This window comes from Paenibacillus mobilis (assembly GCF_058267595.1).
In genome coordinates this window covers 475,970-497,921 of record NZ_JBZCMS010000003.1, presented here as the reverse complement: position 1 = coordinate 497,921, position 21,952 = coordinate 475,970, and the positions used below count along the sequence as shown (strand labels likewise).

Here is a 21,952-nt window from a genome sequence, read left to right as displayed (position 1 = left end):
AACGTTTGCACAATCGATTTCAGGCAACTATTCCCGTTAATGCTTGAAAATGCTCGCTCGCTCTCTTTGTTTCACATTTTTTCTCCGTTTAAACTTGGCAAGGAAGCTGTGCTATAGTGTTCCTGTGAGACCCGCAGTGTTTATCCTGCGTCTTTCAGCTAAACCAATCTGAAGGCACTGTTATCTGAAAAGGTACATCCTCGGCCCTGTTTATGCAGCCGAAGATGTGCCTTTTATTTTTTTGAATGCTACAAAATTATTCCAATTCTCAACTTAACGGAGGGATTACCATGCTGCTTGAAGCCGTTTATCACCGTCCCAAAATGAATTGGGCGTACGCTTATGACGAATCGACGATTCATTTGCGCATCCGCACCAAAAAAGACGACGCGCTCCAGGTTTTCGCCTGGGCCGGGGACAAATATGCCTGGGAAAACACCCAGGAGCTGATACCGATGTCCAAAGCTTTTACCGACTCGATGTTCGATTATTGGGAATGCGAAGCGAAACCGCCGTACCGCCGCCTGAAATACGGATTCCTGCTGAAAAACGGGGATGAAGCCTGGTGGATGACCGAAACCGGCTTCCAGGAAGAGCGGCCCAAAACGCCTGACCGGCTGTTCGATTTCCCGTTCATCAATCCGGTGGACATCTTTAAAGCGCCGGAATGGGTGAAGGATGCGGTATTTTATCAAATTTTCCCCGAGCGGTTCGCAAACGGCGACCCTTCACTGAATCCCGAGGGCATGCTGCCTTGGGGCGGACAACCGGAACGGGACAATTTCTTCGGCGGCGATCTGCAGGGCGTGATCGACCATCTCGACTACCTGTCCGAGCTGGGCGTTACCGGGATTTACTTCACGCCGGTGTTTGAAGCGACCACGAACCACAAATACGACACCCAGGACTATATGAAGGTCGATCCTCATTTCGGCGATGCCGAAACGTTAAAGAAGCTTGTCGCTTTATGCCACGAACGCGGCATCCGTGTGCTGCTTGACGCCGTATTCAACCATGCGGGCCGGACCTTTGCCCCTTTCGTGGATGTCCGGGAGCGTGGAGAGCGTTCGAAATACAAGGACTGGTTCCACATCCGCGAGTTCCCTCTCGCCGTGAAGGATGGAATTCCTACATACGACGCTTTTGCTTTTGAACCGATGATGCCCAAGCTGAACACGGAAAACCCGGAGGTCAAAGAATATCTGCTGAAGGTGGCAGAATACTGGATCAAAGAGGTGGGTATTGACGGCTGGCGCCTGGATGTGGCGAATGAGGTGGATCATCAATTCTGGCGCGATTTCCGCCGGACCGTCAAAGCGGCCAATCCGGAAGCTTACATTCTCGGCGAGCTTTGGCACGAGGCCTCCCCTTGGCTGCAGGGTGACCAGTTCGACGCGGTCATGAACTATCCGTTTACGGATGCGGTGCTGGATTTTGTCGTCCGTGGCTCGCTGGATGCGAAGCAGTTCGCCGCAGCAGTCGGCCGCCAGCTTACCCTGTATCCGCTCCAAGCCAGCGAAGTGGCGTTCAACCTGCTGGACAGCCATGACACGCCGCGCCTGCTGACGTTATGCGAAGGCAATAAAAGCCGCATGAAGCTGGCGAGCCTGATCCAGTTCACCTATCCGGGAACGCCGTGCATCTATTATGGCGACGAGGTTGGACTGGACGGCGGGCAGGATCCGGACTGCCGGAAATGCATGGAATGGGATGCGGGCAAACAGGACAAAGAGCTGTTCGGCTTCTACCGGAAGCTGATTGAAGTGCGGAAATCCCACCCTGCCCTGCGGACCGGCTCGCTCCGTTTCCTCAAAGCGGAGACCGGGGAATCCGTGCTCGCTTTCGAGCGGCGGCTCGGCGCGGATCACGTGCTGATCCTGCTGAATAACGACGCCGCCATTCAAACCCTGCGGCTTGAGGATCAGCCGGCGGGCGTTTGGAAAGACGCCTTCGGCGGCCGGATTTGGGAAAGCCGGCGGGATGGTTTGAATGTCCGGCTCCCGGCTTATAGCTTCGCCGTGTTAGTGCCGGGCGAATGAGGGCAAGCGACCGTCGCTGCAGGGGAAACCCCGCCTAAATCACTCTCTATTTACAAGTATTAAGCCATCCATTAAGATAATAGGCAAACGGTTTCACAAAGGAGGTTGCTCATGGCTGTTACGATCAAGGATGTCGCCAGAAAGGCCGGAGTATCACCGTCCACCGTGTCCCGGGTATTGTCCGATCATCCCAGAATCAGCACCGAAACCGCCAGAAAAGTCAAAGCGGTGATGGAGGAGCTCGGGTATCATCCCAACATCATGGCCAAAAGCCTGGTGTCCAAAACCACAAACAGCATTTGCGTGCTCCTGCCGAAACCGGCGGAGGAGCTGTTCTCGAACCTGTTCTTCATGGAGCTGATCCGGGGCATCGTCGCCCAGGCCAACCGCTCCGGCTACGACGTGCTGCTCAGCTCGGGCGGGAGCGAACAAGAAGAACTAACGGCCGTATCCCGGCTGCTGAACGGGCGCCGGGTGGATGGCGCCATTCTGCTGTACTCCCGGAAAGACGACCCTGTCGTAGATTTCCTTTACCAGCACGGCTATCCGTTTACGCTGATCGGACGCAGCGAAGCGCATCCGGATATTTTGACGGTTGATACGGATAACGTTCAGGCCGCTTACGATGCCACGAAACACCTGATCACGATGGGACATGAGCGAATCGGCTTTGTCAGCGGCCCCTCTAACCTGGTCGTATCCCAGGACCGGCTGCTCGGGTATCGGCAGGCAATGGCCGATTCGGGTCTTGAGGTCCGGCCCGAGTGGATTGTCGAAGGCGAATTCCTGCAGGAAAGCGGCTACCGGGCCATGTCCTTCATCATGAATCTGCCGAACCGGCCGACTGCGCTTGTGGTCGTGGACGACATGGTTTCGTTCGGCGTCCTTAGAGGGCTTCATGAACTGAAATTCAAGGTTCCCGAAGACCTTTGCATCGTCAGCTTTAATAACATTCCGTTATCCGAGCTTTCGACGCCGCCGATCAGCAGCATCGACATCGGCATCTATCATTTGGGTTATACGGCTTCCCAGATTCTGATCCAATCGATCCAAAACGAAGGAACGGGCGCTCTCTCCACGCCGGCAAGGCACGTTATCCCGCACCGGCTGATCGTCCGCGAATCTTCGGCTTTTGCGGTTCCGCGGAAATAACGCCGCATTTCGGGTGTATTTTTAAGCTTATTTTGTTTATTTAAGCCGGGGAGATCCTGCTCCATCGTCCCAAAATATGTGAGGCACCTGGTGCTTCATATATTTTTTAGGGCTTGTTCAAACGTTTGCACTATTTGAAATTTGAAACTTTCATTTCTATTCGAATTCAAACTCATCTCTAACCGAATTCAAACTCATTTCTAACCGGTATCGAACTGTTTTCGAACCGTTTCTAAACGGATTGCCTATCCTAAGGAGGCCACAACATGGATGCCATACAAGCCTGCCTGTTTGATTTGGACGGCGTTTTGGTCGATACGGCCAAATATCATTACCAGGCGTGGAAGCGCCTAGCAGGCGAGCTAGGTTTCGAGTTTACCGAGAACGACAACGAACGGCTGAAAGGCGTCAGCCGGGATGCTTCGCTGCAAATCCTGCTGGAGGTCGGCGGAATCGGCGATGTTGAGGAAGAGCGGCTGCAGCAGCTGGCCGAACGCAAAAACAGCTGGTACGTCGAATCCATTTCACGGATGGATGCTTCGGAAATATTGCCGGGAGCCCTGGAATTTCTAAAAGAGTGCCGGGCTAACGGGATTCGGACGGCCTTGGGGTCCGCCAGCAAAAACGCCCCGTTAATTTTGGCCAACACCGGTCTGGCCCCTTATTTCGACGCGATCGTCGATGGAACGCTGACCTCCCGCGCCAAACCCGATCCCGAGGTTTTCCTGCTTGGAGCCGCCAAGCTTGGGGTTCAGTCCGGCGCCTGCGTCGTGTTCGAGGATGCCGAAGCCGGCATTGAGGCCGCCGTCCGCGCCGGAATGCGTTCGGTCGGCATCGGCTCTCCTTCCCTTTTAGCCAAGGCGGACATCGTTGTCCCTTCCCTTGCGGCTTTTTCCATGGCGAAGCTCCGCGAATGGCAAGTCACCGCTTAACGGTGCGTGAGACCGCGGTGAGATATATTTTTTCAATAAAATAAAGAGAACAAAGGAGCCGTTAAGCATGAAGCAATATTTACAGGTTAACGAATGGTCCATCATCGAAGATTCGTTTGATCCGTCCACGCAGGAAATTTCGGAAAGCATTTTCAGCATCGGCAACGGTTATATGGGCCAGCGGGCCAATTTCGAGGAGCGGTACAGCGGTCGTTCGCTGCAGGGCAGCTATATGGCCGGCGTTTATTATCCGGACAAAACCCGGGTTGGCTGGTGGAAAAACGGGTATCCGGAATATTTCGCCAAGGTGCTTAATTCCACCAACTGGATTGGCATCGACGTGGTTATCGACGGCGAGGCGCTGGACCTTGCAAGCTGCAGCGTGAAGGAGTTCGTCCGGGAGCTGAACATGAAGGAAGGCTGGCTGTCCCGCCGGTTTACGGCTGTTCTGGACGGCGGCCGGGAGCTTCGGGTTGAAGCTATCCGTTTCGTCAGCTTCAAACGCCAAGCGATCGGGGCGATCCGTTACGCGGTAACGCCGCTGAATTTTTCAGGCAGCATTACTTTTACTCCGTACCTGGACGGCGACATTCAGAATAAAGACGCCAACTATGAGGAGAAGTTCTGGAACGAGGTCGAGAAGCAGGCTTATGCCGGCGGCGGTTATTTGACGCTGAAGACCAAAAAGCTGGATTTCCACGTAACCTCCGCCATGGCCTATCGGCTTGAGAAAGACAGCCACCCGGTCGAAGCTGAAATCACCTTTACCGAACGGGAAAAATACGTGGCCGGCTCCTTTACCGCAGCCGCCGCGTCCGGCGAAAAGTTAACGCTGCACAAATACGTCGCCAACGTCACCTCCCGCAAATACGGACTGGGCCAGCTAGTGGAGGCCGCCAGAGATCAGCTTGAGGAGGCCGTTCAAGCCGGCTTCGATGTATTGAAACAGGAGCAGGCCGAAGCCTGGGCGGAGAAATGGAAAGAAAGCGACATCGTCATTGACGGCGACCCGGCCGCGCAGCAGGCGATCCGGTTTAATATTTTTCAGCTGAATCAGACTTACAGCGGCGAAGACGACAGGCTGAATATCGGGCCAAAAGGATTCACCGGCGAGAAATACGGCGGCAGCACCTACTGGGACACCGAAGCTTACTGCGTCCCTTTCTACCTCAGCACAGCGGATGCCTCCATCGCCCGTAACCTGCTCATATACCGTTATAAACATCTGCAGAAAGCGCGCGAAAATGCGCGGAAGCTCGGTTTTACGAAAGGCGCTCTTTATCCGATGGTGACGATGAACGGCGAAGAATGCCACAACGAATGGGAGATTACGTTTGAAGAGATTCACCGCAACGGGGCAATCGCTTATGCCATTTATAATTACGTCAACTACACTGGAGACCGCGCTTATCTCGGCCAATACGGGCTGGAGGTGCTGGTGGAAATATCGCGTTTCTGGGAGCAGCGGGCCAACCGTTCCACAGCTAAAGGCAAATACGTGATCCTGGGCGTTACCGGACCCAACGAATATGAAAACAACGTCAACAACAACTGGTACACCAACCGGATCGCGGCATGGACGCTGGAATATACGCTGGAGGTGCTGGAAGAGCTGGAGAAATCCGAACCTGCCCGTTACGCGGAATTGCTGGAGACGCTGAAGCTGGATAACGAGGAACGGGCCGTTTGGAAAGATATTATCGCCAATATGTATTACCCCTACGAGGAGGAGCGGGGCGTGTTCCTGCAGCAGGACGGTTTTCTCGATAAAGAGCTGCTCCCGGTCAATGAGCTGGCGCCGGAGCATCTGCCTCTTAACCAGAATTGGTCCTGGGACCGGATTCTGCGCTCCTGTTACATCAAGCAGGCTGACGTGCTGCAAGGTCTTTATTTCCTCGGGCACCTCTATGATCTGGACACGAAGAAACGGAACTTTGATTTCTATGAGCCGCTGACGGTTCACGAATCCTCCCTGTCCCCTTGCCTGCACAACATTTTGGCCTGTGAATTGGGATATAAGGAAAAAGCCTACGAGATGTATCTGCGGACGTCCCGCCTGGATCTCGACAATTATAACAACGATACGGAAGACGGCTGCCACATCACCAGCATGGCCGGCACCTGGATGTCCGTCGTGCAGGGCTTCGGCGGGCTCCGGGTCTTGCAGGGCGAGCTTGTGCTGAATCCGTTTATTCCGGAGCGCTGGCGTTCCTTTTCCTTCAAAGTGATGTTCCGCGGGACACGGTTGAAGGTTAATGTACAAGGGGAGGCGGTCAGCGTGGTCAACGAGACGGGAACACCGGCTGCCGTCCGGATTTACGGCCAAAGCTTCAAGCTGGACGGCATGTCTGAGGTGCACACCCGCAAAAACGAAGCCGAAGCTAATGTCTGATCGAAGCATATATCCAAAACATCCGAAACATCCGGGACAGGAGGAATTGCAGCAATGAAACGCACTTTTTGGAAAGAAGCCGTCGTATATCAAATCTATCCGCGCAGCTTTAAAGACAGCAACGGCGACGGGGTCGGCGATCTGAAGGGCATCACATCCAAGCTGGATTATTTGAAGGAGCTTGGGATTGACGTCGTTTGGCTCTCCCCGGTCTACAAATCCCCGAATGACGACAACGGCTACGATATCAGCGACTATTACGATATTATGGATGAATTCGGCACGATGGCCGATTGGGAAGAACTGCTGGAGGGCATGCACGGCCGAGGTATCAAGCTGATAATGGATTTGGTCGTGAACCATTCCTCGGATGAACATCCGTGGTTCATCGAGTCCCGTTCTTCCAAAGACAACCCTTACCGCGATTATTACATTTGGCGAAAAGGCAACCCGGACGGATCCCCGCCCAATAACTGGGTTTCCTTCTTCAGCGGCTCGGCCTGGCAATACGACGAAGCGACGGACGAATATTATCTGCATCTGTTCTCCCGAAAGCAGCCAGACCTGAACTGGGAAAATCCGAAGCTGCGGTCCTCGATCTACGACATGATGAAATTTTGGCTGGATAAAGGCGTGGACGGCTTCCGGATGGACGTCATTAACGTGATCTCCAAGGTGGAAGGGCTGCCATCAAACGGCACGGCCCCGTTGGCTGACGGAAGCCGGTATTACATCAATGGGCCGCGCGTCCATGAATATTTGCACGAAATGAACCGAGAGGTACTGTCCAAATACCCGATCATGACGGTCGGCGAAATGCCGGGCGTTACCGTGGAGGAAGCGAAAAAATATACGGCGGAAGACCGCGAAGAGCTGCAGATGGTGTTCCAGTTTGAGCATATGGACGTGGATTCCGGTCCAGGAGGCAAGTGGGATGTGGCCGAATGGACACTGCCACAGCTGCGCGAGGTGCTGGACAAATGGCAGCTGGGCCTGGCGGAGGAAGGCTGGAACAGTCTGTACCTGAACAACCATGACCAGCCGCGGATGGTATCCCGTTTCGGCAATGACGGCGAATACCGCGTACAATCGGCGAAAATGCTGGCTACGCTTCTCCATACCCTGAAGGGAACCCCGTATATCTATCAGGGTGAAGAGCTCGGCATGACCAACGTACGTTTCGAGAAGCTGGAAGACTACAAGGACATAGAGATTCATAACATGTATAAGGAAAAAGTAACCGACGGCGGCGAAGACCACGCCAAAATTCTGAAGGCCATCCATGCCAAAGGCCGTGACAACGCCCGCACGCCGATGCAGTGGAGCAGCGGAGCGAACGCCGGATTTACGACCGGAACGCCGTGGATCAAAGTGAATCCGAATTACAAGGAGATCAATGCCGAGCAGGCACTGGCCGATAAGGATTCGATTTTCCATTACTACAAACGCCTGATTGCTCTCCGCAAGGTTAATCCAATCTTGGCTTACGGCGATTATACGCCTCTTCTTCCGGACAACGAGCAGATTTATGCTTACACCCGGACGCTGGAGGAGGAGCAGTGGCTGGTGCTGCTGAACTTCTCCGATCATGAAGCGGCGTTTGAGCTGCCGGAGGACCTGAATCCGGCAGCTCAAACGCTCGTCATCGGCAACTATCCAGCCGAAGGCCAGGCGGAGGCTCCGCTCCGTCCTTACGAAGCGCGGGTATACCGGATTAAAGGGTAAACAGCCCGTCCACTTGAGTCCTATACGATTCAACGCAGAGCCTTAAACGCAAAGAGCACCCGCAGGCCCGGTATCCGGGAAGGGTGCTCTTGCTTTTTTTAGCTATCAGCGTCCAATCACATATTGGCTCCATTTCCATCTGCGCAGCAGCAGGTAGAAGGCCCAGGAGACCAGAAATACGACCGCCCCGCCAAGCCAGGTCAAATAATGATAATAAGCGCCGTATCGGTCCACAGCGGCCATTCTCCAGTAATGAAGCAGTAGCGGATGAACCAGGAAGATGGCAAACGAAGCCGCGCCGAAGCTCGATAAAAGACGGACCGGCCAGCCGTTTTTCAAAAGCCTGGACAATCCCCTCGCGATCAGCAGCAGGGAAAGACTTGCCGATACCGTAAATACATAATAGATCGCGAAATTGAAAACCATTTTATAAGGCAAAAGCGCGGGAACCCAATCATAATACAGCCTCCCGGCAAACACGAAACAGAGGCCGCTCCCCACAAACAGCGGCAGGATCAGCCAAGCCCATTTCCGCAGAAAAGCCATCGACTGCTCCAAGTTCATCCCAAAGCTGGCTCCCAGTGAAAACAACAGAAAATAGGTGGCGAAAACGTCGCCGGACGTCCAGTGCAGCACCTCGTTATTCAGAAAATAAAAGACGGTCTGGAACAATACGGCGAACGGAATCAGCCATTTATAAGACGATTTAAAGCTGAGCGCCCGGAGCAGCAGCGGAAACAGCAAATAAAACTGAATCAGCATCACAAAATAATATAAATGCTCATAATTGTTGCCGGTCAGCAGATCGGTGAAGAAGAGGTCCAAACGGCCGAGAGGGGAACTCCCCTTCTCTCCTTCCTTCATCACAAAATAGATGAACGACCAGACTACGTAAGGCACAAAAATATACAGCAGGCGTTTCTTGTAGAAGCCCGCCACCCAGCCGCGCCTCGGCCGCTCGGGATCCCAATAGTTGTAGAACAGGACCAGACCGCTGAGAAAAACAAAAGACGGAACGGCAAACTGGCTGAACTTGTTCCATAACTCGTAAAAAATCGTCAGGCTGCTGCCGGGTTTCTGCTGCATCCGGATCATCGGACTCGAGGTGACGTGAATGATCACCACGGCCAAAATCGCCAAAGCCCGGTAGACGTCCAGATCTTCTATTTTCGGCTTTGCTTTTGCTGCTGGTTTTACTGCTGTTTTTGACAGGGACACGTTCACTTGGATTCACTTCTTTCGGCAATCATTCAAAGCTTCATTTGTTTCACCTTTACCCAGCATCGGTACAATTCCCTACTGATGCTGCACCTAGATATTTACCCAACCCGAATGCTGCCAAGCGAATCTAGCGGATTCCAATTTTGACCACCCTGCTATGGATACCGTAATGGAAAAGCAACCGCGGTATATGGATATGCCTGCGCTTTAAGCGTTGTCGATCCAAACCGTTTTATCCGCGAAGGACTCTCTTTTGCCTTCAGGGAGCTCTTTTACGGCCGGGTAGCCGATGTATAAGAAGCCGAGCATTTTTCCTTTATCCCCCAAACCAAACGTCCGGTTGATGACCGGATGATAAGCCTGCTCGCCGGTTCTCCAGACAGCCGCCAGGTTAAGGCCGTGGATTTCGAGCAGCATGTTTTGAATGGCTGCGGCTACCGCCGCATACTCTTCCAGCTCCACAACGCCCGGCTTATCCGAGGGCTGAACGGCCACGCCGATTACGACCGGAGCCCGTTTCACCTTATCTTCGGCTTTGGCCAGCAGCTCGGCCGCCTTTTCTTCGCTCACGTCCCCGGCTTCCAGTCTGGAAATCTCCGCCAGCGCTTTAGCCAGCTTCTTGCGGCCTTCTCCCCTCATAACGAAAAACTGCCAAGGTTCCGTCCGCCGATGATTCGGCGCCCAGGTGCCCGCTTCCAGAATGCGTTCAATCAATTCCTTGGAAACCGCCTCTCCTGTGACTTTGCCAATGCTCCGGCGCGTACGGATCGCTTCAAAAATATTCATGGTTGATCCTTCCCTTCCATGGAATGAGATAATATTCCGCCCGGCCCAGCCGGGGGTTCTTTAATGGGATAACTGTATGGAAACGCTATCAAGGGATAAGGGTTCCTTATCCTATAAATCTATTTTAAACCTGATTTCATAAATTTAGCAAAAAGAAAAGAAGCTGTTTGAATGGGCAGGCCAGCGGATCTCAGCCCCCCTCCCTCAAACCCGGTACAGCTTATCCTTCCGCAAAAACTCATATAAATGATCCACCGAACGCATCGCATATTCCTTATGAAGCAGCTCGCCCCCTTGGACAATCGCCACGCCCGGCACGCTTTCAATTCTCCACTGCTCCCGAAGCGCCGGCGCATAATTAATATTTAACTTCCTGACCGGAATACTCCGGCCTGTCGCCTCTACGATCTCCAGCATCCTTTCGCCAAGCTGGCAGGTTCCGCACATCGGAGTGAAAAACATGACAGCTTCTCTCTCCTGCCCGGCCTGCAGCTGGCCGAGGAGTTCCTGTTCGCTGATTTCCGGCAGCGGCATCCAAGCCCCTCCTTTCTTATCCCCTTTCCTTCTTCCGAAGGTTCGGGTATTCCCGATTTTAACATAGTTCCGCAAACGTATTTTACACTTTGCAGAAAAACTTTAACAAAACTGCGGTATTCCAAATGGAAAAAGAACGGTCGAATTTCGGCCCCAGCCCCCGCTATTCCAGCCGTAGCGGCCAATGTCCTTCAGCAGGAATTGGCAGGTTGCTCCTCTCTTCTCTTTGCCTGTCCAAAACACTGCGATAACACAAGGCGAGTAACATGGACAAAAACGGGCTGTATTCAACCTTATACAAGAAAAACCGACTTTTAGCGAGCGCTTTACGGAAGGAAGTGGTTGAAAATGCGAAATAAAAAATGGTTGAAGCAAATGCTTTATTCCCATTTGGCTATCCTGTGCGGCTTTGGAGCTGCCATTATTTGCATCACATACGCCATCACATACAGTGATCTGGTTCGGGATATCAAAAAATCCAACAGCGATTACGCCAGCCAGGTAGTAGACAGCATGACGACGTCCTTAAAGAATATTGAGCGGACACTAGCCGGACAGATTGTCAAAAACCAGGCGATCAGCGATTTTTTTGACGATGACGGAGGCGAAGGTGCAGCAAACCTGATCAATTATAACGCTTCCAGCGAGTTAGACAAAATTCGCAATAACCCCTTGATTCATTCCGTCTATTTTTTCCGGAGCAAAGACCAGGCTGTGCTGACAGGGGGCTATATCAGCAACCTCTCCCGGTTTAAAGACAATCTTTTCATCAAAAACCTGCAAAACGATCCCCCGGCCTCCCGCTGGTCTTCTCTCCGTACTTATAGTGAATTTCCGTTGATCGACCCGCCCGAGCGGATTATATCCTTGACCCAGAAAATAGGCTCCGAAGGCTGGATTGTTTTGAACGTCAAGGCGGATCCGCTGCTCGCTGCGGCCGATAAGCTCAGAAACCATTCCCGCAGCTTTATGACCATTTCGGATGCCCAGGGTCAGCCTATTTATTCAACCGGATCCGATAACGGCCCTTCCAAGCTGTCAACCCGGCTGTACTCCAATTATATGGGCTGGGCTTTTACAAGCGGGACGGCGGATGAGCATCTGCTGGGTCAAGCAGCCTTGCTGTCCTTGATCCCTTTAACGATCATTGTTTTGACCCTGGCGGCCATCGTAGCGGTGATCCTTTACATTACCCGAAGAAGTTACCGTCCGATCGAGCATATGGTGACGAGGGTTTCTTCCTACCGGCAAGAGCTTAAAGCCTCCGGCCATGATGAATTTGCCATCCTGGAGCAGGCTTTCGATGACATGCTCGTCCGGATGAATCAATTCGATCTTAAGGAAGCCGAAAATCTGCAGTACAAACGCAGGCAATTTTTCAGCGAGCTGCAGGATTATGAAAACGTCGTTCCGGCCGAGGAATGGCAGAACTACCTTGCCTTGTTTGATCTTCCGGAGCAGGCCAGCCTGATCATCGCCATTTTGGAAATTGATAAATACGTGCCTTTACTGCGCCAAGACCGCCAGAACATGCTAGATTCCAAGCAGCGGCTGGAAAAGCTGGCCGGAGAATGGCCAAACCTGCAGGCCCGGACGGTCTCCGCGGATTGGATTTCAGCCGACAGGCTGGCCCTGCTGCTTGACGTTACCCCGGTTTCTCCGGATCCGGTGCACGCTTCCGAAGGGAAGAATGAACCGCTGCAAACCGTGGTGCAGGCCCTTGAAGAGCTGCGGCTCCGCGCCGAAAGCGAGCTGGCGTTTACCACCACTATGGGCGTCGGCTCCCTCGTGCCGGAGCTGCCGCAGATTAAACAATCCTTCGGCGAAGCGCTGACCGCCCTGCAATATAAAATGACGGCAGGCAGCAACCGTATTCTCGTTTACCTGGATATGAGGGACCGTCAGGAATCCGTTAACCCGCTTTATTTTAAGTGGATAGAAGATTTAGTTCACCATTTCCGGATTCAGCAGCCGGAGTGGAAAAATGATTTTTTCCGGATTTTCGATCATCTGGAGGACCAGCTGCTGAAAAATGAAGAAATGCAGCTCCTCTTCAACTATCTGACGCACCGCTTTGCACGGGAAATGGAGGATACCTCGCCTACGATCAACGAATATTGGCACAGGGTGACCTACCCCCAAATGAGTGAAGCGCTTAAAGAGAGGGAGGAAATCCCCGAAATCCGGTCGCTGTTCAGCGAGCTGCTTGACCAGCTGTACGAGCAATACAACGTTATGCTGGAGTCGAGAAGCAAAGATCACCTGATTTACGAGGTTAAAAAATATATTGAGGATCATTTTGACGACTTTGATCTGTCCTTGAAATCCATAAGCGACCGCTTCGGCATTAACGGGAAATATGCCAGCCAGTTGTTCAAAGAGGAATTCGAAGTCAAGTTTGTCGATTTCCTGATCGGACTGCGGGTGGACCAAGCGCAAAAGCTGCTGCGGGAAACCAACGAATCGGTAAGCGAAATCGCGCGGCTCGTCGGTTACGAGCACGTCATTTCCTTTGGAAGAATCTTCAAGAAAACGGTCGGCGTGTCTCCCGGCGATTACCGCAAGCGAATGCAGACTGCGGAGAGCCAGGCCGGCCACATCTAACAAGCCAAATGCCCTAATTCCGGCCGTGTTTGGCTTTTTGTATGCTGTCTGAATAAGGTTTATCCGCCTTCATGGCTCCCCTCCGGCGCCACTTCTGCTCTTTTGTATAGGCCGCGGAAACTTGTAAATTGTCTGGCTTCACTCCCACAGGCTATAACGTAATTGCAACTCCAAATTTTATAGCGAGGTGAAGAAAGGTTTATGAGAAAAAGAGCGTTGAGCTACGCGTTGTTGGCCACCTTGGCTATCGGCTTGCTGGGCGGGTGTTCGGCCGGAAGCGGAAACGAAGCTCCTGCAGCGGCTGGTGCGGCGTCCGCAAATGCGGGCAAGGCGGATCCGGGCAAGCAGGTAACCTTAAAGGTCGGTATTTTTGACCGCGGGAATGCACCTGCCGGGTACACGGCTACGGACAACTATTGGACGGATTACGTTCAGAAAAACTTCGGCGATCCGAACAATATTAAGGTCGAATTTGTTCCGATTCCCCGCAACGACGCCACCGACAAAGTCAACGTCATGATGACCAGCGGCGACGCGCCGGATATCGTATTTGCCAGCACCAACGTACTGACGCCTTACAGTTACGCCAAGGATGGCGGCCTGCTTCCGCTCGATTCGCTTATCGACCAATATGGTCAAAATCTCAAAACGTATCTGGGGGATGCTCTGGACGTCGGCAAGGTTGACGGGGTGCAGTATTCGATTCCCGGACGCCGCGTCAACACGGGCAAATACGAAAACCTGATCCGCAAGGACTGGCTGGACAAGCTTGGACTGCCAATGCCTCAAACAACGGAGCAGGTGTATGAAACGCTGAAGGCTTTTAAAGAAAAAGATCCCGGACAAACGGGCGGCAAAGTCATTCCGCTGGGCTTGTCCCTGACGCCTGGCTCCATCGAACCGATCGTCTGGTCTTTCATCCAGGACGGCCTTACGGACGAACAGCGCTATACCCTGTCGGAGAACCTCGGTTATCCGCTGCTGCTCCCTGGACATAAAGACGCGGTCAAGTTTTTGAACAAGCTCTACAACGAAGGCCTAGTAAGTCCCGATTTCGCATTGGATAAAGATGAAAAACAGGTGTTCCAGGATGTCATGAACGGAAAAGTCGGCATGTTCAGCGACAACTTGGGCAATGCCTATCTAGACAATCCTGGCATCGCCAAGGTGCTGACGCAAAACGTTCCGGGCGCAAATCTGGTCCCTGTCGACCCTTATACCAACAATGCCGGCAAACATCTGAAACCGGAATATGACCCTACAGGTTTCTTCCTGATGATCCCGGCTTCCAGCAAACGCGGCGTCGAAGCAATCAAATACCTCGACTGGATGGCTCAGCCGGACGTGCTCTTTACGCTGATGAACGGCATCGAAGGCGAAGATTACACGCTGGTAGACGGGTTGCCGCAGCGCAACCAATCGGACGAAACCAACAAACGGATGTTTAATGCCGCCGACATTGTCATGATTACGCAAGGCGAGGATTTCGGCAGCAACGAGAAAAACTGGGCTGCAGCCGCCGCGGCGGTGCCTGAACAGTTCCGGCAGGACGTCATCGACGCTTACAAAATGTCGCTGACCGATACGACTCATTATGCCAACTTCACCACGCCGATCGAAGCAGAAAACAAATATATGCCAACGCTTAGAGACAAATATGATCAGCTTATCGTGAAAAGCGTCATGGCTAAACCAGCAGACTTCGACAAGGTTTACGACGATCTTCTAAAAGATTATATGGCCAGCGGCGGCGACGCTATTCTTAAGGAACGTACGGAAGCCTACAAAGCAATGGCCAAATAAGCTTCGAAATTTATCTAATTCAACCATTGGAGGATCGGAATGAAACAACTGTGGCTTTACTTTTTGCGGAATTGGCAATTGTATGTCCTGCTGCTGGGTCCGGTCGCCTACTTTCTAATCTTTAAATACGGCCCGATGTACGGCATCCTGATTGCTTTTCAAGATTTCAATCTCTTCAAAGGGGTTATGGGCAGTCCCTGGGTCGGGTTCGACGTGTTCCGCGAGGTTTTTGGCATGAGCGCCTTTTACAAGGCGCTCCGGAACACTTTTATGCTGAATCTTACGGACCTGCTTTTTTCGTTCCCTGCCCCTATTCTGCTAGCGCTGCTGCTGAATGAGCTTTCCCGGGCAAAATTCAAAAAAATGGCCCAAACCATCTTGTATCTGCCTCATTTTTTATCCTGGGTCATTATCGGCGGCATCATGCTTCAGGTTTTCGCTACCAATACGGGGATCGTTAATCTGCTGCTGGGGCATTTGGGGATAGATCCGATACCGTTCCTGACCAATAAATACGACTGGCTGATCACCTACCTGGTTGTGGGGGTGTGGCAAAGCGCGGGCTGGGGGACGATCATTTACCTGGCGGCCATAACCGGCATCAATTCCGAGCTTTATGAAGCCGCAGCCGTGGATGGAGCGGGACGTTTCCGGAAAATGTGGTCCATTACGCTGCCGGGCATCCGGCCGACCATTGTGGTGCTGCTTATTCTCAAGATCGGGGAAATCGTGCAAATCAGTTTTGACCGGCCGTATGTCATCGGCAATGTAAGCGTTCTGGACTTCTCCGAAGTCATCAGCACGTTCGTATATAAGACCGGGGTTCAAACGGCCAACTTCTCCCTCGCGACAGCGGTGGGGCTGTTCCAGGCCGTAGTAGGCATCGTGCTGCTGCTTGCGGCAAACCGGATCGCCAAGAAAATAACGGGTAACGGAGTGTTCTGATGAAAGCTGCAAACCATAGACAGACCGTTTCGCCAGCATCAGGCGGCCGGGCTCTCGAACTTATCAATATGGGGATCATCGCTGTGCTGGTCATTTTATGCCTGGCTCCTTTGCTTCATATCGCCTCCATGTCGCTTAGTTCCAACCGGGCTATCCTTTCCGGAGAGGTGACCGTGTTCCCGCTCGAAATCAATTTCGAAGCTTACCGAAAAATCTTTCAGGACACTTCCATGGTCCGTTCGCTCCTGTTGTCTTTAGGGCTGACGGCGAGTTACACCGTCTTGTCCATGCTGATGACGGTGTTTGCCGCCTATCCGCTGTCCAAACGGCTAAAGGGTGGAAAATTCGTGATGTTCCTTATCGTGCTTACGATGTTTTTCAGCGGCGGCACCATTCCGGATTATTTGCTGATCCGCAGCCTGCATTTGACCAACCATCTCGGCTCGCTGCTGCTGCCTACGATGATCAACCCTTTTTTCCTGATTATTCTGATTACGTTTCTTCGTTCCCTGCCGGCGGGGCTGCTTGAAGCCGCCGAAATGGACGGCAGCAGCCATTTTCACTCTCTGCTCCGGATCGTCCTGCCGCTTTCGCTGCCGGCGCTGGCTACGCTCAGCCTGTTCTATGCCGTCGGCCGCTGGAACGGATTTATGGATGCCTTGATGTACATTACGGATCCGAAGCTGTACCCGATTCAGCTTAAGCTGTACCAGGTCGTCATGAACAGCATGACCAACGATCCTTCATCGATGCAGGGCGATCAGGTCGTGTCCGTATTGCCGGAAGGCATCAAAGCGGCAAGCATTATGTTTGCCACGGTTCCGATTCTGCTCGTTTATCCGTGGCTGCAAAAATATTTTATCTCCGGCGTCATGATCGGGGCCGTAAAGGAGTAGTACATCATGAGGAACAAAGGCGACTTTTCGTTCTCCACCTGCTGGAACATCAAGAGACACCGGGAAGGCAGAGCCATGCTGGAGGAGATCATGGAGCTCGGCTTCCAATCTGTCGAGCTGAACTACAACGTCACGCGGGAGCATCTGGCCACGATCGAACCGATGATCGAAAGCGGCGTTATCGGCGTATCCAGCGTCCACCACGCTTTTCCGTTTATTGAGGACAAGGATTTTGATACGGACTCGCCCATGCTGGGCTTTGAAGACGAGGAAAAACGGAGACGGGCGGTCGAGCTGCTCAAGCAATCCGTCGAATATGCCGTCCGCTACGGGGCAAAAGCCGTCGTGGTTCATCCCGGCGAGGTCCCTTTTCCGGATAACATCGATGCCCGGCTTAAAGAGATTTACAAAAATGAGGGCAGAAGCTCGGAGGCCTATTCGGCGCTTTGGAGGGCGATGCTGGAGCAAAGACAAAACCAGGCTCCGCAAAATTTGGACCGCATACATCGCAGCCTGGAGGAGATCAGCGAATTCATCGAGCGAAAAGGCTACAAGGTAGCTATCGGCATCGAGACGCGGGCCCGCTGCTACCAAATGCCGACGCTGCGCGAGGCCGAGTGGCTGACCAGCCGCCTGAAAGGAAGCCCTGTCGGGCTTTGGTACGATATCGGCCATGCCATGATGATGGACCGCATGGGGCTTTACGACAACCTGCGCGACCTTCGTGAGCTCGACCTCCCGCTTGCCGGCGTCCACATTCATGAAACGATTGGACTCTCCGATCATTGGTGCCCTTATGTCCACAGCGGGACGGACGAATTTGACGTTTTCCTGGATACCATCCATAAAGCTCCTGTCCGGGTTTACGAGCTGAAATCGGCTTGTCTGCCTGAAGAGATTGAACTAAGCCACACTCAAATCATAAACAAATTACTTGTGATGGAGGGTCAAGCCTGATGATGAATACCGAATGGATTTCCAAATACGCGCCTTATATTTATTTTGACAACAACGAGCCGTTTTTCCCTGTCCGCGTAGGCGTTACCGTGCTGGAGGAAGCGGGGCCTTCCCCTTCCACGCGCAGAACCTTTGCTTTCGACGAGCCGGGCCTTAAATACATTATCGAATATGCGATTTACTGGGATTACGATATTCAGCACCTGTACGAGCTGGAGCATGTCTGGATTTACGTGGGACAAAACGGCGAAGTGATCGATTGCGACGCCAGCTTCCACGGCCGGCATTTCAAGGGGCTTCTGCATGACCGCAGCAACCTGGTGGACGGCACCCATGTCAAGCTGTATTCCCAGCCGGGCAAACATGCCTTCATGCCGCAGCCGGAAATGTTTTATCTGCTGCCGGAGCTGATGACCGCAACCGATGAATTTGCGGGAAGACGCGGCCTGCTGATTACCGGTCCGTTCGATGGGGTTTATACGACGGACGACGAAACGGACCGCAAAGTGCAGCTTTATTTGCAAAGCTTCCGCTTTAAACCTGCCATGGAATTTTCGGAATATCGCATTGATCCGGCATTCTACACCACTTGGGAGCAGCTCCATGCCGAGGTTCCCGTCCGCATTAAGGAAAGACTGTCCGAAATTGATGAATGGATGAAAACTAGGGAGGAATAGAGAAATGAGCAAACAATTAAAAGTGGGCATCATCGGCTGCGGATCGATCGCATTCGGCAAACATTTGCCTTGCTTGAGCAAACAAGAGGCTGTTGCCATTACGGCTTTCTCCGATATCGTTCCCGAAAAAGCCAAGCAGGCCGCCGAAAAATTCGGAACGCCTGACGCCAAGGTTTACGGCGATTACCGGGAGCTGCTGGCCGATGCCTCTATCGACGTTGTGCACATTTGTACGGCAAACGATGCCCATGCTGAAGTCGCTATCGCTGCCCTAGAAGCAGGCAAACACGTCATGTGCGAAAAACCGATGGCCAAAACCGCCGCCGACGCCCGCCGCATGGTGGAAGCAGCTAAACGTACGGGCAAAAAACTGACCATCGGCTATAACAACCGTTTCCGGCCGGACAGCCAATTTTTGAAGCAAGTTTGCGACAATGGCGATCTCGGCGAAATTTATTTCGCCAAAGCCCACGCGCTGCGCAGACGGGGCGTTCCTACCTGGGGCGTGTTCCTCGACAAAGACAAACAAGGCGGCGGACCGCTGATTGACATCGGCACCCATGCTCTGGATCTGACGCTTTGGCTCATGAACAACTACGAACCTCAGGTTGTGCTCGGCACCACCTATCAAAAGCTGGCTAACCGCAAAGGTTCTGCCAACGCGGGCGGAGCTTGGGATCCTAACAAATTTACGGTGGAGGACTCGGCGTTCGGCATGATTGTCATGAAAAATGGAGCCACGCTGATGGTAGAATCCAGTTGGGCTCTGAATATGCTGGATACTCGGGAAGCTTTGTACACGCTTTGCGGCACCGAGGGCGGCGCAGACGTGAAGGACACGCTCCGGATCAACGGGGAGAAGTACGGCCGTCTCTACGCCAACAACATTCAGTTTGACGTCAAAGGCGCCGATTTCTTCGACGGGCGCAAGGAAACGATGCATGAGCGGGAATGCCGGCTGTGGATCGAAGCGATTCTGAATGACACGGAACCGGTCGTCAAACCGGAACAAGCCTGCGTAGTTTCTGAAATCATCGAAGCCATTTATGAATCGAACCGCACCGGCGAGGCCGTTTACTTCGACTGATACAACTCTAATAAAGGAGGATTAAGGGAATGATCAATGTAGCGATATTGAGCTTCTGGCATGTCCATGCCAAGGATTACGCGCTGCAAGCCGAGCAGCATCCGGAGATCGCCGTCAAAGCGATCTGGGACGAGGATCCCGAGCGCGGGGCCATGCAGGCGGAAGCGCGGCAGGTGCCTTTTTACGCCGACTTGGAAGAAGTGTTGGCCAATCCGGATATCGATGCCGTGATTGTAACGACGGCTACCTTGAGACACCGGGAGGTCATTCTGGCAGCGGCGCGGGCCGGCAAACATATTTTTACCGAAAAAGTGCTCGCTGCAACCACCCAGGAAGCTAAGGAAATCGTGGATGCCGTGAAGCAAGCGGGCGTTAAGCTGACCGTCTCCCTCCCCCGGCTGAACACCCCTTTTGCCCAGGCTGCTCAAGAGGTCGTCGCAAAGGGACTGCTGGGCAAACTGACACAGGTTCGGGTAAGAATGGCGCACAAGGGCGCGCTGTCGGAAACGGGATTGCCGCCCTATTTCTACAGCCTGGAGCAAGCCGGCGGCGGAGCCATGATTGATCTCGGCTGCCACCCGATGTACCTGACCCGCCTGCTGCTCGGTATGCCCGAGACCTTGAGCGCAAGCTACGGTTACGTAACAGGCCGGGAAGTAGAAGACAATGCCGTCGCCGTATTGGGTTATGCTAACGGAGCTTTGGGGATCGTCGAAACCGGCTTTGTAAACCCGCTGTCCCCACTTACGCTGGAAGCCCACGGCACCAAAGGAAGCATGGCCTTCAGCCTGCAGAACCGGAAGCTGGTCGTGGCCAGTCTGGATAATGGCTCCAATCCATTGATGGAGTGGCCCTTGCCCGAAGCTCTGCCTTCGGATCTGGAGCAATGGGTTTCCCATATTCAGCAGAACACGGTAAACACGCAAAACCTGGAGATGGCTCTTGACCTTACCCGTCTGATGGAGGCCTCCAATCTGTCGGCCAGGCTGGGCAGAGCGGTAAACGTGGTAATATAATTGAATGATAAGTTGATTATGTTAGGATTAGAATAGAAAGAAGGACGGTCAGCAGACCGTCCCCAGCATAGCATCTTAAGCGGGATTCCCTAAGCCTGCAAAAGCGATCAGAAAATGACCCACCGGTTTGCCAACCTGGAGTGGGTCATTTTCGTTTAATCCCCTCTTAACTCCGCTATCCCCATAATCACGGCGAATGCTACCTCTGCAAGAAAAAAAAGACCAAAAAGAAACAAAACTCCATACCCAAGCCAAATCGCTACTCGAAATTGATTATAAGTCAATGTAGTCCAGGAATTTTTTAATGATTCTCTTGCGGGAATTCTTATCTGAAAAGATCCAGCCGAATGAAAGGTTAGAAGCAAGTTGATTATTAGCCAAGGGGATAGCGATAATCCGCCCACTTTCAATGTAGGGGTCATCAATTAACAAATAATTAGATAAAAAACTGATCGCCAGCCCTTCAGCTACTGTTTTCTTAATCACTTCAGAGTTTGAGGTTTTGAACAGCACATTCATGGAACCATTGCTCTCTTCAAGCAGGGTCATGAAATTTTCCCATAACTGACTTGCATTCACGACCAGTGGATAGTCCGCTAGATCCTGAAGATTTAATACTTTTTGAAAAGCAAGAGGGGAATACTTAGGAACGATTACTTTAACGTCAGGTTTGTAATCAAAGGCTTCAAAGATTACATGTTCGGGCAATGACTCCTCAATTGACTCCTGCATGACGGTAAGTCCTAAATCCACTTGCTGTTTTTTTACTTGTTCAATAATCCCCTGACTTTCCATTTCGATTATGGTTACTTTTATATGAGGATAATCTTTTTTAAATAAGGAAAGAATTTTCGGGAAAAATGCCATTAAACTGGGTGTGGCTGCGATTTTTAGCTCCCCTTGAAGAATGGACGCCGTGGTTTGCGCTTCTTCTTTGATCATCTCCATATATTCAACAATTTTTAAAGCTTTAGTTATAATCTCTTTTCCTTCTAGCGTAGGGGTTGTTCCAAATCGGGTTCTTTTGAACAGCTGAATTCCCAGTTCTTTTTCAAGCAATGAGATTGACTGGCTGACAGCGGATTGGGAAACATGAAGATTTTGCGCTGCTACCGAAATGGATTGCGTATGGACAATCTCTTTGATGTACCCCATCTGTTCTAAGTTCATCTGCACACCCCTTACA

17 protein-coding genes are annotated in these 21,952 nt (G+C 52.4%); 13 read left to right on the top strand and 4 right to left on the bottom strand.

Going from position 1 to position 21,952, the window contains the following annotated elements:
• Positions 1–290 precede the first annotated feature (290 nt).
• The 5 genes from AC3ZPD_RS08395 to AC3ZPD_RS08375 all read left to right on the top strand — a co-directional run bounded on the left by AC3ZPD_RS08395 (position 291) and on the right by AC3ZPD_RS08375 (position 8,240).
• On the top strand, positions 291–2,039 hold the full coding sequence (locus tag AC3ZPD_RS08395) for an alpha-glycosidase (protein ID WP_490983828.1): 1,749 nt from the start codon (positions 291–293) through the stop codon (positions 2,037–2,039).
• A 105-nt stretch (positions 2,040–2,144) separates the two neighbouring features.
• Positions 2,145–3,191 (top strand): LacI family DNA-binding transcriptional regulator, encoded by a 1,047-nt coding sequence (locus AC3ZPD_RS08390; protein ID WP_490983827.1) that lies wholly within the window; start codon positions 2,145–2,147, stop codon positions 3,189–3,191.
• A gap of 266 nt (positions 3,192–3,457) precedes the next feature.
• A complete protein-coding gene (pgmB, locus tag AC3ZPD_RS08385) occupies positions 3,458–4,123 on the top strand; it encodes a beta-phosphoglucomutase (RefSeq protein WP_490983826.1) in 666 nt (221 codons plus the stop codon).
• A 67-nt stretch (positions 4,124–4,190) separates the two neighbouring features.
• Positions 4,191–6,515: a glycoside hydrolase family 65 protein gene (locus tag AC3ZPD_RS08380; RefSeq protein ID WP_490983825.1), complete on the top strand. Its 2,325-nt coding sequence runs from the start codon at positions 4,191–4,193 to the stop codon at positions 6,513–6,515.
• 54 nt (positions 6,516–6,569) lie between these two features.
• A complete protein-coding gene (locus tag AC3ZPD_RS08375) occupies positions 6,570–8,240 on the top strand; it encodes a glycoside hydrolase family 13 protein (protein ID WP_490983824.1) in 1,671 nt (556 codons plus the stop codon).
• 105 nt (positions 8,241–8,345) lie between these two features.
• Here the strand turns inward: AC3ZPD_RS08375 and AC3ZPD_RS08370 are convergent, their stop codons facing one another.
• The 3 genes from AC3ZPD_RS08370 to AC3ZPD_RS08360 all read right to left on the bottom strand — a co-directional run bounded on the left by AC3ZPD_RS08370 (position 8,346) and on the right by AC3ZPD_RS08360 (position 10,781).
• Positions 8,346–9,464: an acyltransferase gene (locus tag AC3ZPD_RS08370; RefSeq protein WP_490983823.1), complete on the bottom strand. Its 1,119-nt coding sequence runs from the start codon at positions 9,462–9,464 to the stop codon at positions 8,346–8,348.
• Between the two features lie 204 nt (positions 9,465–9,668).
• On the bottom strand, positions 9,669–10,247 hold the full coding sequence (locus AC3ZPD_RS08365; RefSeq protein ID WP_490983822.1) for a nitroreductase family protein: 579 nt from the start codon (positions 10,245–10,247) through the stop codon (positions 9,669–9,671).
• A 204-nt stretch (positions 10,248–10,451) separates the two neighbouring features.
• Entirely contained in the window at positions 10,452–10,781 is a 330-nt protein-coding gene (locus AC3ZPD_RS08360; protein ID WP_490983821.1) for a thioredoxin family protein, read from the bottom strand.
• 348 nt (positions 10,782–11,129) lie between these two features.
• Between AC3ZPD_RS08360 and AC3ZPD_RS08355 the strand changes: the two genes are divergently transcribed.
• From AC3ZPD_RS08355 to AC3ZPD_RS08320, 8 genes are all read left to right on the top strand, one after another.
• Entirely contained in the window at positions 11,130–13,385 is a 2,256-nt protein-coding gene (locus tag AC3ZPD_RS08355) for a helix-turn-helix domain-containing protein (RefSeq protein ID WP_490983820.1), read from the top strand.
• A gap of 201 nt (positions 13,386–13,586) precedes the next feature.
• Entirely contained in the window at positions 13,587–15,188 is a 1,602-nt protein-coding gene (locus AC3ZPD_RS08350; RefSeq protein ID WP_490983819.1) for an extracellular solute-binding protein, read from the top strand.
• 39 nt (positions 15,189–15,227) lie between these two features.
• The gene (locus AC3ZPD_RS08345; RefSeq protein ID WP_490983818.1) at positions 15,228–16,133 is read left to right on the top strand and encodes an ABC transporter permease; all 906 of its coding nucleotides are present in this window, start codon (positions 15,228–15,230) and stop codon (positions 16,131–16,133) included.
• The gene (locus tag AC3ZPD_RS08340) at positions 16,133–17,029 is read left to right on the top strand and encodes a carbohydrate ABC transporter permease (RefSeq protein ID WP_490983817.1); all 897 of its coding nucleotides are present in this window, start codon (positions 16,133–16,135) and stop codon (positions 17,027–17,029) included. The genes AC3ZPD_RS08345 and AC3ZPD_RS08340 overlap by 1 nt, the downstream gene beginning before the upstream one ends.
• Positions 17,030–17,035: 6 nt before the next feature.
• Positions 17,036–17,986 (top strand): sugar phosphate isomerase/epimerase family protein, encoded by a 951-nt coding sequence (locus tag AC3ZPD_RS08335; protein WP_490983816.1) that lies wholly within the window; start codon positions 17,036–17,038, stop codon positions 17,984–17,986.
• Entirely contained in the window at positions 17,986–18,663 is a 678-nt protein-coding gene (locus AC3ZPD_RS08330; protein ID WP_490983815.1) for a hypothetical protein, read from the top strand. Before AC3ZPD_RS08335 ends, AC3ZPD_RS08330 begins: the two co-directional genes overlap by 1 nt.
• A gap of 4 nt (positions 18,664–18,667) precedes the next feature.
• Complete coding sequence (locus AC3ZPD_RS08325; RefSeq protein WP_490983814.1) at positions 18,668–19,750, top strand: Gfo/Idh/MocA family protein; 1,083 nt, start codon at positions 18,668–18,670, stop codon at positions 19,748–19,750.
• A 29-nt stretch (positions 19,751–19,779) separates the two neighbouring features.
• Positions 19,780–20,766 carry a Gfo/Idh/MocA family protein gene (locus tag AC3ZPD_RS08320; protein ID WP_490983813.1) on the top strand — a complete coding sequence of 329 codons (987 nt, stop codon included), beginning with the start codon at positions 19,780–19,782 and terminating at the stop codon, positions 20,764–20,766.
• A gap of 273 nt (positions 20,767–21,039) precedes the next feature.
• On the opposite strand, the gene AC3ZPD_RS08315 is transcribed toward AC3ZPD_RS08320, so the two are convergent.
• Complete coding sequence (locus AC3ZPD_RS08315) at positions 21,040–21,936, bottom strand: LysR family transcriptional regulator (RefSeq protein ID WP_490983812.1); 897 nt, start codon at positions 21,934–21,936, stop codon at positions 21,040–21,042.
• Positions 21,937–21,952 lie beyond the last annotated feature (16 nt).

Bases quoted from the DNA above. Each gene is read 5' to 3' on its own strand.
- AC3ZPD_RS08395 (WP_490983828.1), top strand. From the start codon at position 291: ATGCTGCTTGAAGCCGTTTATCACCGTCCCAAAATGAATTGGGCGTAC.
- AC3ZPD_RS08355 (WP_490983820.1), top strand. From the start codon at position 11,130: ATGCGAAATAAAAAATGGTTGAAGCAAATGCTTTATTCCCATTTGGCT.
- AC3ZPD_RS08350 (WP_490983819.1), top strand. From the start codon at position 13,587: ATGAGAAAAAGAGCGTTGAGCTACGCGTTGTTGGCCACCTTGGCTATC.
- AC3ZPD_RS08340 (WP_490983817.1), top strand. From the start codon at position 16,133: ATGAAAGCTGCAAACCATAGACAGACCGTTTCGCCAGCATCAGGCGGC.
- pgmB (WP_490983826.1), top strand. From the start codon at position 3,458: ATGGATGCCATACAAGCCTGCCTGTTTGATTTGGACGGCGTTTTGGTC.
- AC3ZPD_RS08360 (WP_490983821.1), bottom strand. From the start codon at position 10,781: ATGCCGCTGCCGGAAATCAGCGAACAGGAACTCCTCGGCCAGCTGCAG.
- AC3ZPD_RS08375 (WP_490983824.1), top strand. From the start codon at position 6,570: ATGAAACGCACTTTTTGGAAAGAAGCCGTCGTATATCAAATCTATCCG.
- AC3ZPD_RS08320 (WP_490983813.1), top strand. From the start codon at position 19,780: ATGATCAATGTAGCGATATTGAGCTTCTGGCATGTCCATGCCAAGGAT.
- AC3ZPD_RS08315 (WP_490983812.1), bottom strand. From the start codon at position 21,936: ATGAACTTAGAACAGATGGGGTACATCAAAGAGATTGTCCATACGCAA.
- AC3ZPD_RS08325 (WP_490983814.1), top strand. From the start codon at position 18,668: ATGAGCAAACAATTAAAAGTGGGCATCATCGGCTGCGGATCGATCGCA.
- AC3ZPD_RS08335 (WP_490983816.1), top strand. From the start codon at position 17,036: ATGAGGAACAAAGGCGACTTTTCGTTCTCCACCTGCTGGAACATCAAG.
- AC3ZPD_RS08330 (WP_490983815.1), top strand. From the start codon at position 17,986: ATGATGAATACCGAATGGATTTCCAAATACGCGCCTTATATTTATTTT.
- AC3ZPD_RS08345 (WP_490983818.1), top strand. From the start codon at position 15,228: ATGAAACAACTGTGGCTTTACTTTTTGCGGAATTGGCAATTGTATGTC.
- AC3ZPD_RS08365 (WP_490983822.1), bottom strand. From the start codon at position 10,247: ATGAATATTTTTGAAGCGATCCGTACGCGCCGGAGCATTGGCAAAGTC.
- AC3ZPD_RS08380 (WP_490983825.1), top strand. From the start codon at position 4,191: ATGAAGCAATATTTACAGGTTAACGAATGGTCCATCATCGAAGATTCG.